This is a genomic window from Ekhidna sp. (genome assembly GCF_039940915.1).
In the GTDB taxonomy this organism is placed as follows: domain Bacteria; phylum Bacteroidota; class Bacteroidia; order Cytophagales; family Cyclobacteriaceae; genus Ekhidna.
In genome coordinates this window covers 1291594-1304918 of record NZ_JBDVFO010000002.1, presented here as the reverse complement: position 1 = coordinate 1304918, position 13325 = coordinate 1291594, and the positions used below count along the sequence as shown (strand labels likewise).

The following is a 13325-nucleotide window of genomic DNA, read 5'->3' as shown; positions in this document are numbered from 1 at the left end:
GATTAATTCATTTTGATCACATTTTAAGTCGGAGAATGTTGCAGCATTTTCCGATTTTTTTATGCTTCTTTTTTTCACCGTTTTGATGAATCATTAAAGCGCGTGACCTTTTAAGGATTCTTTTGTTGTTTACTGTTTCATAGGCACTCTTTGGTTAATTGATGATTATTTGATTGTCTTTAATGGTGTATCCAATAGCATAGTTTTTATTAAATGTTTCTAAGACTTGCTCGATGCTTTCAATATCGAAGCTGGCGGTAAATGTTTCTTCATTTAAGACTTCATTGTTGCTCACAATATCCACATTGTAATGCCGCTCCAGTTTTTTGAGGATGTTTTTGAATGGCATGTGTCTGAAAACAATTCTGCCATCAATCCAAGAGGTGAAAACTGAGGTTTCTATTTCTTCTATGAAAATACTTCTGTCTTCCTTGTTCCAAATAGCCTGGTGTCCTGGTTCAAGTCTTGTTGCCTCAGCACTGCCTGCATCTTCTGAGAGACTGACGGAACCTTCAACTAACACAGTTCTTATGAATTCATCTTCTGGATATGAAGACACGTTGAATTGTGTGCCGAGCACTTTGATATCTAATTCGTTGGCGTTTACAATGAATGGGTGAGCTGTGTCTTCTGCTACATCGAAAAAGGCTTCACCATTGAGGAAAACTTGACGGGTTGAACCAGCAATAAATTTCACTGGATACTTTAAGGAGCTACCGGCATTTAACTGCGCCTTGGTACCGTCCGATAGTACGAGCTTAAATCTTTTGCCGTATGGGACAGTCAGCGTATGGTATACTAAAGTGGTGTCGGTAGCGTCTAAATTTTCATTGTAAACGATTGTGTTACCTGATTGTGCTCCCAAAACCTTACCTGTAGCATCTACGATCTTCGCATTTTGCCGAAACGCAATGACTTTTACTTCCTGGTCACTCAAATTGAGGGTAATTGCCTCATTGGGAATGACAAGTTTAGCTGGTTTATTGTTGAAAAAATCTGTGAAGTAAACGTACCCAAGTCCAAAGATGATGCTGATCATTGCAGCGTACTTTAAGAATTGTAAACGTCTACTGGGTTTGGAATTGGGAGCAGAGTCAATGGTTCTTAAAAAATCTGAGAATTTTTTCTCGATATGAACGCTTTTTGCAGTCTCGTCAAAGGTAGAAGCTATGTATTGGGCTTTGAGAAGGTTGAATTTTTTGGCATTTTTCTCATCTTCGATGATCCAATTTTCTACCTTTTTTGCTTCAGTATCGGAAGTGTTTCCCGTTAAGTATTTTAAAATCTCCTGATCTTTCATAAAATAGATTATGAGTTAAAGACGACCAGAATGGGTTTTGTACCTACTCCGAAAGAAAAGAATTATAAAAAGAGTGTTAGAAAATCTCGCAAATGTAGTCTCATGTGTTTGACTGCCTTCGAGATATGATTATCTACTGTTTTAAGCGAAATCCCTAATTCCTGTGCTATTTCAGCTCGTTTCAAACCCTCCATCTTATTTTTCATAAAGACCTCTTTACACTTCTCAGGAAGTAGTTCGGCGCTTTCAAGTATTTTTTGTTCGAGCTCGTTCTCCAGAAGTAGGGATGCTGCCTCATCTTTCAAAAATTGATAGTTGATTGCTGATTTATTCTGAAGGTTTTGGTCCAGATAGCCGCGCTTGACCTTTTCATGTTTTAAATAGTCCATGCAGCTATTCTTAGTCATGATGTAGATGTAGCTGTTGATACTGGATATGTTCTTAAGCTTATCTCGTTGTTCCCACAGTTTCAAAAAAACATTCTGTACGATTTCTTCAGCGTCTGCTTCGTAGGTTAAGTAATTTTTAGAAAGGTGTAATAGTTTATCATAGTAGAGCCTAAAAATGGTTTCGAGTGCTACTGCGTCACCTTTTTTTAAAAGCTCTAGAAGAGAAATGGGGTCGTTATAGTCCTTGTAATTATCCAGCAATTTTACCTTTATAACCGGCCAATATAAAGAAATTATTGTCCCAGATAATTGGACAAAAATTAAACAGTTAATTAGAATAATTCATGGAATTGAAGATTCTTATCTAAATAATATCCATGGTTTTTTGACTTGAAATAAAACTTTTCAAAAACGCTGGTTATATAAATCTTTCTCTGTACTGTAGGTTAAACATTCCATATAAAAGAAATAAAAGAGTGCCGACAGACAGGTAGATTCTATTTTTAACTATGACGTTTAGCCAAATGAATTCACTCATCCCACGCGGCTCGCTGAAGGGATTTAGGAATACATTGTATGCGCTGTATTCTAATTCCTCGGCAAAGACGAAAAAGATGAAACTCACAATCACTACTACAATGGCTGTACCGTTTCCATTTTTGATTTTTGTAGAAAGCATAAAGGCCATCGAAGCTAAAAAGGTAATGGGAAACATGACCTGACCCAGCATGGGAAGTATGTCTACCCGGTAGAGTGTTAAGTTGGAGATGATCCCCAGAAAGTACAGCATCACTGCAGCCACCAAAAGTGCAAGTACGAATCGAATCAACCAGACTTTGTATCGATAGTTGGGAATGCCAAAAATGGTCTCAAGCATCTTAGAATCATCATCATTTTGAATCCCGTATGCCATTGGATAAAAGATGAGGAGGAGTCCGGGAAACACAAGGAATCCGAAAATAACCTCTTCGCTAAAGTTGGGGTCTTCAAAAATGGTAATGGTGATAATCCCTGCGAAAAAAAGCAGAGCGGCCAGTGCGAAGTACACAAACTTGTTTGCAAAAATGACCCGTATATTGTACGTGACCAGCTTATGCACCAGTATCAGATAGCTCTTCATTTTTCGTTTTCGTTTTACTTTTCATTAACCACAGGTAAGCATCTTCCAAGTTTGCACGGATTTGAGTTGCCTCTGTATCAGGCTTCTCTTCTGCAAGACACTTCACTTTAATTCGGTCTCCTTCCCGCATGTGATGCACGATTAGATAATCTTCTTTGCGGCTTTCAAACTCTTCAGCAGACATGTAGAATTCCCACACGGTGTCTTTGGCAAGTTCCGCCATGGAAGAAGGACTCCCCATATACTCAATGTTTCCTTTGATGAGCACGGCCAGGTTGTTGCAAGAACTGGCAATGTCCTCAATGATATGCGTGGAGAATACGACGATTCGTTCTCGACTCAATTCTACCAGCAGGTTTCTAAATCGGATACGCTCCAGCGGATCCAATCCTGCTGTGGGTTCGTCAACTACAAGTATTTTAGGAAGGTGCAGCAGAATTTGAGCAATACCGATTCGCTGTTTCATCCCTCCTGAAAAAGAACCAATTTTCTTGTCCTGATGCTCATCCATGTGAACGGCCTTCAAAACGTATTGAACTCGCGCCTCTCGTGTTTCTTTATTGGTAATCTTGCGCAGAATGGCCTGATAGTCAAGGAATTGTTTTGGAGTCATATTCTCATAAGTTCCAAATGCCTGAGGGAGATAGCCAATCAACCCCTGGAGTTCCTCTCTTCTTAGCGTGGTATCATGGCCATTGATCCAGATCTTGCCATAGCTCTGATCCATGATTCCACAAAGTATACGCATAAGCGTTGTTTTCCCAGCACCATTGGGGCCCAATAATCCGAACATTCCCTGTTCAATGTTCAGGCTCACACCAGCCAGCGCTTTGAATGGTTCTTTCTTCTTTCCGATGATAGGGAGAGCCATGATCATGCGGTAGTAAAGTCTTCTGATTTTTTTGAAGCGACCTTTCATCTGCTCAAGATCAACCGGCTTTTCCGATAGTCGTCTTCCTGAGTTGGTTAGTATCAAACCAATGAACCATAAGATGATGAGGAAAACTGCAAACGGACGCATATCCTGGGCAATGTCTGAATAGAGATAGTTAGAGCTGATAATCGGAAATCCCCAGAAAAGAAGGCGGTGAAAAATACGTGACAGTCTTCTTCGCTTTTCACTGATCAATTGTGAGATTTCCCCAGTCATTGAAAGTAGTAGGGTGTGCAGTGCTATCATGAAGCATAACTGCCAGAATGCCTTGTCGAAAAAGAAATAGATCAAATACACCAGCAGCCCTATCAAGGCTACCTGCCAAATAAGATTTTGTAAAACGTATTTTGCGGAAATTACAAACTCACCTCTCGATTCGAACAATCTTTTGTTTCCTTTCCACTCTCTTCGCCATCTTTTATCCCGCCCGTATACTTTGGTGAGGTTTTGAATTTCGATGTGCATTTCCTCATCTTCATCCACCATTTTAGTATTTGCTTGCCTCAAAGAAGTCATGACAAAGTGTGTTGTGCCCGGCACCAGAATGAGTGTGGAGAGGAACCAGATCATTTGCCAAAGAACTCCACTTATTTCCAGGTAAATAATGGTAAATATGACCACCATAAGTAAGATCTGAAAGATTCGAATGGATGGCTTTAAGTTTTTAAACCAGTTTATCACACTTTCGAGACCGGCACTCATGGTTGGTATATAGATCAATGTAAGTAGGGTGCTGAATGCGAGTCCGCCCATTACAGTAATGGCAAATGGTTGCCCAATACCAGTTACATATGCTGCATCTCCGAGTGCGAGCGGAAGCATCGCTACAATTGTTGTAATGGAAGTGATAAGAATCGGTCTGATGCGCGAAATTCCGCTGATCATTAATGATCGATACTTGGAAAACCCTCTTCTTCTTAGAATTCTTGAGTAATCGATTAGAATGATTCCATTGTTTACAACCACTCCAAGCAAAATGAGAGATCCAATCAAGGTATTTGCATTTAGCAAGGAGTTTCCTGAAAGGGTAAGACCTAAGAAAGCACCAATGGCAGAAAGAGGGATCGAAAACATGATCACCACGGGTAAGTAAAGCGACTCAAAAATTCCGGCAAGGATCATGAATATGATTACCACGGCGGCAATGATCAAAAAGTAGAACTCGTCAAAAAGTTTTTCATCATGAATGACATCCACCACAATGCCTGATGGGATATTTACTCCGCCCACAATCTGATCAATTTCTAGCTGAGAAGCTTCTAACAGAGATTCGGAACTCGACACTTCATCAATGAAGGAATAGGTGATTTCTATCTGCTTTTCCTGATTGAGTCTGTTGATGCCACTTTTACCAGAAGAATAAATAGCAGAGCCAAAATCATCGAGCTCATAAATAGCACCGGAGGTGTTGACCACTTGCATTTCACGGAGGTCTTTCATCTCCTTGTTGCCTTGATCTATTTGATTGGTGGTTTTGATGGTTATTTCGTATTCTTCATTCCCACTTACAAAGTTTGAGCCTGACTGAAATGAAGGCTGAAAGTCATTCAACGCATTCATGACATTTTCTTGCGTGATCCCGAATTCGCTCATGACCATCTGATCAAATTGAAGGTGAGCTTCGGGACGTTCTGGACTTAAATTGACCGTGCTCCTGCGTATGGATTGTAGCCCGTTTACAAACGTGTTGATATCGTTGGCAATGGTCTGCATTAAGTCAAAATCCTGACCTTTAATCACGATTCTCTCAGAAGCACTTCCTAGTCCAAGCATGCGTTCGAAGTTATCGGAAGCAGATGGACCGCTTGGCTGACCTTCGCTAGTGCTTGGCGGCTTGTCCATCGAAATATCGAGCTCTTTATACCCATCTGAAATGCTGCTAAGCATGTTTTTGATATCAGAAATGGAAACAGTGTCCTGCTCTTTGAAGTCCTCGATCAATTTTACGCGAAGAACTGCCTCGCCCTCCGAAGTTTGGCTGATTACTTTCTCAATTACATTGATATCAAGAATCTGTTGTTCTATTTTCTGAACCCTGATATCGGTAGAAGCAAGGGTAGCTCCTTGAGGCATATTGACATACATCGTCATTTCCTCAGTTTCTACTTCGTTTAGGCTTGCAGCGCTTACAATAAAACTCAAACCTATGGTGATGAAAAACAGCACTAGACCACCGATAATCGTAGCTGCAGGACGTCTAAAGCACATCTTAAGCACAACGATGTAGACCTGAATGATTCTTTGTCGGATAGATGCATTCTTTATGAGCGGTGTTTCATCTTCTCCGTTTTTTCGGATGGTCGCGTGAGCCAGCATTGGAATCAATACCAATGCAACCACCAGGGAGACAACCAATGTGGAAATGATGGATACGCCTATTTGTGTACCTATAATTGTGACTAAGAAGTTGGTGGAAAAAATGAATGGAAGGAATACCGTCACGGTTGTGAGTGTGGCCGCAGTAACTGACCGCATGACTTCCTTGGTTCCGTCTACTACGGCTTCTTCTGGAGACTTCTTATTTATCACGTGACGATAAATGTTTTCGATGACCACTACACTGTTGTCCAGGAGCATTCCGATGGCGAGTGCCATGCCTATCAGCGTCAGGCTATTGACGGAAATGTCATACGCATAAAAGAAATTGAAAGCAGTGAATACAGAAATGGGGATGGCCAGCGCAATACTTAGAATAAACTTGAGCCGGCGTAAAAATATCCACAGTACGAAAATCGCAAGCAAGCCACCAAGCAATGCCAGGTTCTTAATTTGATTGATGTTCTCTGTCATCAACTCTGCCTGATTGCTTTCTACGGTGATCTCTACATCTAAAGGAGCGAGTTCCTCATTAATTTCTTCAATGGCGGCTAAAACATCTTCAGATATGGAGATAAGATTGGCTTGAGAGGCTTTTGAAACACGTATAGATACGGCATCTTTTCCATTGACTCGGCTTAAGGTTGATTGCTCTTTTACCCCGAAAAAGACATCTGCTACATCACTGAGCAATAATGGCCCTTTTTCAGAAACCACAAGACTTTGAATGTTTTTGATGTTTTTTAATTCTGCTGTGACGTTAACGAAGAGTTTCTGTCCGTTCTGATCAACCCGCCCGGCAAAAGCACTCTTATTTGAGTTTTGAGCTAACACACTGCTGATGGTGCCAGGTGTGATCCCGTTGGCTTCACATATGGCATCATCCATGATGATTTCAATGGTCTTCTGCCTGCCTCCAAATACCTCAACACCACCTATTCCATCAATGTCGCTTAGCTTGCTTGTGATGTATTGGTCGGTTACATTTCTCACGCGATCCACTCCGCCACCGCCAAGCACTTGCAAGTCCATGAAGGCGTTGCTGAATTGTTCCGTGTCAATCTTGATGATTCGAACATTAAATTCATCAGGAAGTGTGGGTGTTACAGCTCCCACTTTTTGTTCAAGCTTCAGGTAAGCGAACTTGAGATTGGTGCCTCTTTTAAAAGAGATGAAAATGATTCCACGTTGACTATTAGCGGAAGCATTTATTTTTTCTACACCCTCAAGCGTACTGATTGCACTTTCAAGCGGCACAATGGCTTGGCTCTCCATGTATTCAGGGTCAACATCACCCGATGAGGCGATCTGTACGATGAGTACGGGAAGCTCGACATTAGGGAATAGCTCAACAGGCAATTTCTTATAGGAAACATAGCCCATGACTGAGAATCCAATGAATAGCATGGAAACCAGTACTTTCCGGTGTATGATCGTATGTAGTAGTCCTTTATTACCCATTAGACTTGCCAGTTAGTCTGAGATTGACGTTTCTTAATTTCGCTAGTCCTTTCTCAATGGTTTCATAGAAACACGGGATGATAATCAGTGTCAAAAGGGTGGAAGTGACTAATCCACCGATGACAGCTATTGCCATTGGAGATCGAAGTGAAGCACTTTCTCCAAAACCAAGCGTCAAAGGCAGTAAAGCAAGGATGGTAGTCAAACTTGTCATTATAATCGGTCTGAACCTTTTTTGCCCTGCTTCTAGAATAGCGGTTCGTGGATCGAGTCCCAGCTGTTTGTTTTTATTGATGCTATCTACCAAAATGATGGAGTCATTGACGGCAATTCCTGTGAGCATGATGATTCCGATCAATGCCATCATATTCAATGGCATTCCCAAAATAAAGAAAGATAAAAGAGCACCTACACCTGCTAGTGGAATCGTTAGCAGTATGGTAAATGGATGAATCAATGATTCAAACTGAGACGCAAGCACCATATACACAAGAAGCACAGATAGGATTAATGAAAACGTCAGGTTTTTCATGGATTCCTTACGCTTCAATTCTTGCCCGACCACATCAATCTTGTACTGAGGGGGCAAAGACATTTTAGAAAATTCATCTTGAATATTCCCAACAATTTGGTCGTACGGTCGATCCTGATTGACACGTGCGCTTACAGAAACGATTCGATTCTGATTTTTCCTGAAAATTGAGTTGGAAGCCATTTGTGTGCTGATGTCGCAGATTTCTCCTAGCCGCAATTCTTGTTGCGCACTTTTTATTTTCATGTTTTCTAATTCATGAAGTGCCAACTTTGGTATTTTAATCTGAATGTCTTGAATTTCTCCACCTCGCTCGATGGTGCCCGCTTTCTTTCCTTGCAGTTGATCCTTGATTTGACCAAGTACGTCTTCAATGGATAGACTGAAGAGCCCAGCACGATATTTATCAACATCTACCTGAATTTGAGGAATTCCTGCCTCCATGTTGGACAATGGTTCGTAAACATCTCTGTGCCTACTCAAGATCAGTAGCACCGAGTCAGCGATTGGTCTCAGTGTCGGTAGATCAGTGCCCGTTATGTCAACAACAAGCGGCATTTCTTCATCTCCCAGCACTGCTGTAAGCGCACTTTCATCATTGGAAAATGAAGCTGTCAAACCAGGTATTTTTTCGAAATAGTTGGAAAGGGCATCAGTGATCTTGGCAATCTCCAATGTTGACTCATCCTTGAATATGAGTTTGAGGCTTGCTTGATTTTCCTCGTAAACATTTTCATTTTCTATTCCTGATTGGCTCTGCATTGGCCCAATGTGACTGTATACTTTGTCGAGGTGTTCAGTAAACAATTCGAACAACTGCTTTTCAATCTGAGCGACCGTATTTGAAGTCCGCTCAAGTGGGGTGCCTTCGGTCAGTTTGATGTCGACAGAAAGGGCGCGAGTATCTGATTTTGGCATATACTCACTTCCGATAACCGAAATCAATTGATAACTTCCGACAACCATCAGGAATGATATAGCGATGAAAGCAAAGCGATAGTTTAGCGCCTTGTTGAGGAAATTTCTATATCCTTGAAACTTCAGAGGTGTTGGCTCAATGACTTTTTTAGTGTTTTTGAAAACCCTGGAAAAAAGCATAGGAATGACCAAAATGGCCACCACCAGAGAAGAAACGAGTGAAAAAGCAACTGTCAGGGCTTGATCCTTGAAGAGTTCACCGGATGGTCCCTGCAAATAGACAATGGGTAGAAATACGATGATGGTAGTGAGGGTAGAGGCCGTGATGGCACCACTTACCTCGCTTGTTCCCTGAATGGCAGCATCGATCACGCCAAGGCCTTCTTCTCTCTTTCTGAAAATGCTTTCTACGACTATGATGGCATTATCTACAAGCATTCCTGCTCCGAGCGCAAGTCCTCCAAGTGTCATTACATTCAAGGTCAGGTCATTGAAATACATGAGGTTGAATGTGGCAATGATCGAGATGGGGATGGCGATGCTGATGATAACCGTAGTGCCAATTCTCCTGAGGAAGATGAAAAGGACAATCATGGCAAATAAGGCGCCATACAGACCGGACTCCTTCACTTCATCAATAGCTCCCTGAATGAATCTGCCTTGATTTTGAATGACAACAAATTCATATCCGGGAACGGTCTTTTTGAGTTCGTCCAAAGCTTCCGTCAGTTCATTCACTGCATTGACCGTATTGTACTTGGTCTCCTTGTATATGGAGAGCCCGAGACTTCTCTGTTGATTTACGCGCACAATACTCCCAGCTTCTTTATCTAGGATTTTAATCTGAGCCACTTCTTTTAGGAGAATAGGAACCTGATCTGAGGAGGCAGCCTCCTCGGTCTGAGATTCCTGAGGAGTTCCCCCGACGGCTAACTGCTGTTGGGTAGTATACCCTACAACCAGATCTCCCAGATCTTCTGTTTTTTCAATGATCCCAAGTCCTTTTATGACATACTTCTTGCCTAATTCTTCAATAAATCCACCAGAAACGTTCCGGTTATAGCTTTGAATTTTTTGTACCAAATTGTCGACAGTAAGCCCCAATGAAGCAAGGAGGTTAGGATCAGTCTCCAGCACCACTTCCTTTTCTTGCTCTCCGGCTAATCTTACTTCTGCAATACCGGGTAAGCGGATGAGTTCATTACGAAAATTGGTTTCTGCAATTTTTCTCAGTGCATCAAAATCCTCATTTTGGGGATTATAGATTCCCAGTATCATGATGGGTGTGGCGTTCGGATCAAACTGAGAGATGACAAATTCCTCGATTTCCTCATCTAGTGAGAAGTTGGAAAGCGCCTTTTGCAAATCCAGAAATGCCTCATCCATGTCTTTGCCCCAATCGTACTGCACAGTAACGCGTGCATACCCAGTCTGACAAATGGAACTAACTTCTGTTGCTCCATTTTGTCTGATAGCCACGGATTCGATGGACTCAACAAACTGTTTTTCTACTTCGGATGGTGGACGTATCCCCACTTTCAACTCTACAAAGAGTGTAGGGTTTTTTAGGTTGGGGAATAGCTCTATTCCCAACTTGCTGAATGAAATGGTTCCGAGTAATATGACAGCTAAAACAACCATCAATATGGAAATCGGGTAGCTTACCGCCAGTGAAATAATTTTTTTCACGATTGATTGGGTTTACTGATACAATTATTGAATGACACTGACCTTAGACTTGTTTCGCAACGTCTCGAACCCGCTTACCACAAGCCGATCGTTTACCTTGAGCCCGTCGATGACTTCTATCAGGTCTTGATTTTCTAGCCCCGTCTTGATGGTTTTTTCAACAGCGATTCCATTTTCCACGATGAAAACCACTTTTCCATTTTGCCTGGAAATGATGGTCTCTTTAGGAATGACAATTATTTTTTCGCGTTTCTCTGAAAGAATCGCTGCTTTCACAAACATGCCTGGCCTTAGCATCAGCTCGTCGTTCTTGATTTCAAGTACACTCTGAAAGGTTCTTGTCTCAGGGTCAATAACCGGCGAAATCTGACTGATCTGACCGGTAAGCGTATCTTTCTTAAGGTTGTAGTTGGTAATGTTTACCATCTGACCCTTTCTTATTTCTATCAGGTGTTTTTCTGGCAATTTGATATCCAGCAACAGTCGGTTGAATTTCATCACTTTGAACATGTCTTGCCCTTGATCAACTTTCACACCTCCTGTACGGTAAGGAAGCTCCACGATGATCCCATCAAAAGGGGCTCGTATGGACATTTTCCCTAATTGGATTTGTGCATTTTCATACGCGTATTTAGCATTCACATATTCAATCGATGCATTTTTTAGTTCGGTTAATGTAACACCACCCTTCTCATACAGTGATTGCTGCTTGTCACGATTGTTCTCAGCTAGCTCAAGGTTGAGTTTTTTACCGTCCAGCTGGAGATTATTCTCGTATTCCTTGTCTTCAAGGGTGATCACCACTTGTCCTTGCTTCACAAAATCCCCCAGCGAAAAAGGCCTGTTTGTGGCAGGGTTGTTTCGCAATCGATAGATTCCGGTGAGTTCAGACTTCTGGATTCCTTCTTTTGAAGAGTAGACCGTTCCGGTTGTTTCAATGAACCGGGAAATGGACCCTTCTTTCAAACTGAGAACGGAAACTGGAATTTTAATTTCCGTGTCAATGGAAGATTGCTCGTCACCACAACCGGCCAAGGCAACCAGCAGTAGAATGGAGAGCAGTAAGTTGAGATGTTTTTTCATTTTAGTAGAATTTGTGGAATGAGTCATTTGGTACTAGCTATTTGATTTAGCGGCCATCATGGCCTCATGTTTTTTAAAAAGATTTTTGTGGAACCACTGGTTCGTCGTTTTCAAAGTCGTATAAACTTTGAATTTTTAGATTTAGGAGTTCGATTTTGTAGTTAATTAATGCTGTCGCCAGCGCGCTTTTCTTGTCAGAAAGTTGATTCTGAAAGAGGTTCAAATCCATGCTCGTCAAATCTCCGTTTTTGTAGCGTTCCAGGTTTATTTCATAAGTCAGCTCAGCATTTCTTACATTTTGCTGTGAAATTTCGATCTGGGTTTCTAGGTTTTGTAGGTTCCGGTACACCTTCCTGATATTGATCACAATGTCATTTTTTTGATTTTCCAGATCAATTTTTGTCATGTCCAGGTTAGCATTGGAAGCCGCCAGTCGCGCCTTTTTTTCTCCCCAGTCCCACAATGGAATGCTGAAAGAAACAGCAATACGCGGCTGGTTAGTGGGCGTGCTATACACATTGGTGAGACGTTCATTGTCACCGAAAATTCCGAGTGAGAGGGCAACGCTACCTTTGAATTCATTGAGTGCATTGGTCTTGACAAGCTCAAATTGTGACCGTTCAATATCTATGGATCTTTGCCTCAATTCCATCCGCTGATCGATTCCGTTTTGAATCGCTTTATTGAGATCGACTTTTTGGGTGACATAGTTGACATCAACCCTTACCTGGATATCTTCCTCAAGGCTAATGCCCAGCAGAAGCTTAAAATCATCTGCAGCGTTGTAGAGTGTTACTTGCTGATTTTGCAGGGTAGATTTAGAAGTGGCTAGGTTTAACTCTGCCTGATATAATTCTTCCTCTGCCAGCAGATCCGCTTCTACCTTATTTTTGGTGATTTCATAGCTTATTTGCTGATTGTCGTATTCATCCTGAGCGATCTCAACGTTATTTTGACTTTGGTAAAAATTGTAAAATGATTGCGTGACGTTACGCTCCAGATTGAGCAACTGCATCGCATGATTGAGTTGAGCATTTTCAAAATTCAGTTCCAACTCCGCCAATTGAAGTTTATTACGATTGTATGTGAAAATGGGCTGATCAAATTGTAAGTACAGGTTGTTGCTGTAAGTTTTGGTTCTTACGTCCTGAAATTCACTGAAATTATCCCGATAACCTAGCCGATTGTTTAAGGATAAGGTTCCATCCGTCACGGTGACAGGCTGTGAAATGGAAAAATTTGCAAAAGAGTTATAATCCTCACTTGTGTTCCATGTAGAGAAAAGGTCGTTGAAGACACGGCTTCTACTAAAGTCAATGGGTGTGACATCTAGTGCAAAGCGTGATTTCAGACTGGCGCGCTGAGCGTCCAGGCTTTTGCTGTTGCTGAGCAAGTTCAAGACAGATTTTCGAATGTCAGGACTGCTGATTTTTGCAACTTCAATCGATTCTTCCAGTGTTAGTACAGTTTGAGCTGCTACTGGCCTCCAGATCACAGATGTACTGAAGGTGAGGGCAAGGATGATTGTCCTTTTTAAACTGATTTTTGAGCGTTGATTCATTTTACTTTCGATTACAATTCTT

General features: G+C 41.6%; 7 protein-coding genes. All 7 read right to left on the bottom strand.

Translation table 11 applies throughout. The features are described from left to right. Positions 1-154: 154 nt before the first annotated feature. The 7 genes from ABJF57_RS10815 to ABJF57_RS10785 all read right to left on the bottom strand — a co-directional run bounded on the left by ABJF57_RS10815 (position 155) and on the right by ABJF57_RS10785 (position 13303). Positions 155-1300, bottom strand: coding sequence for a FecR family protein (locus ABJF57_RS10815; RefSeq protein WP_462228891.1), 1146 nt, complete (start codon positions 1298-1300; stop codon positions 155-157). A 62-nt stretch (positions 1301-1362) separates the two neighbouring features. Further along, on the bottom strand, positions 1363-1950 hold the full coding sequence (locus ABJF57_RS10810) for an RNA polymerase sigma-70 factor (RefSeq protein ID WP_462228889.1): 588 nt from the start codon (positions 1948-1950) through the stop codon (positions 1363-1365). 157 nt (positions 1951-2107) lie between these two features. Further along, positions 2108-2809, bottom strand: a complete 702-nt coding sequence (locus tag ABJF57_RS10805) for a hypothetical protein (protein ID WP_462228887.1) — start codon at positions 2807-2809, stop codon at positions 2108-2110. Continuing rightward, positions 2781-7520, bottom strand: a complete 4740-nt coding sequence (locus tag ABJF57_RS10800) for an efflux RND transporter permease subunit (protein WP_462228885.1) — start codon at positions 7518-7520, stop codon at positions 2781-2783. The genes ABJF57_RS10805 and ABJF57_RS10800 overlap by 29 nt, the downstream gene beginning before the upstream one ends. After that, positions 7513-10659, bottom strand: a complete 3147-nt coding sequence (locus ABJF57_RS10795; protein WP_462228883.1) for an efflux RND transporter permease subunit — start codon at positions 10657-10659, stop codon at positions 7513-7515. The genes ABJF57_RS10800 and ABJF57_RS10795 overlap by 8 nt, the downstream gene beginning before the upstream one ends. A gap of 24 nt (positions 10660-10683) precedes the next feature. Next, the gene (locus tag ABJF57_RS10790) at positions 10684-11742 is read right to left on the bottom strand and encodes an efflux RND transporter periplasmic adaptor subunit (RefSeq protein ID WP_462228881.1); all 1059 of its coding nucleotides are present in this window, start codon (positions 11740-11742) and stop codon (positions 10684-10686) included. Between the two features lie 73 nt (positions 11743-11815). Continuing rightward, on the bottom strand, positions 11816-13303 hold the full coding sequence (locus ABJF57_RS10785; RefSeq protein WP_462228879.1) for a TolC family protein: 1488 nt from the start codon (positions 13301-13303) through the stop codon (positions 11816-11818). Positions 13304-13325 lie beyond the last annotated feature (22 nt).

Excerpts from the sequence above, each read along its gene's own strand:
- ABJF57_RS10815 (WP_462228891.1), bottom strand. The coding sequence starts at position 1,300 with ATGAAAGATCAGGAGATTTTAAAATACTTAACGGGAAACACTTCCGAT.
- ABJF57_RS10805 (WP_462228887.1), bottom strand. The coding sequence starts at position 2,809 with ATGAAGAGCTATCTGATACTGGTGCATAAGCTGGTCACGTACAATATA.
- ABJF57_RS10800 (WP_462228885.1), bottom strand. The coding sequence starts at position 7,520 with ATGGGTAATAAAGGACTACTACATACGATCATACACCGGAAAGTACTG.
- ABJF57_RS10790 (WP_462228881.1), bottom strand. The coding sequence starts at position 11,742 with ATGAAAAAACATCTCAACTTACTGCTCTCCATTCTACTGCTGGTTGCC.
- ABJF57_RS10785 (WP_462228879.1), bottom strand. The coding sequence starts at position 13,303 with ATGAATCAACGCTCAAAAATCAGTTTAAAAAGGACAATCATCCTTGCC.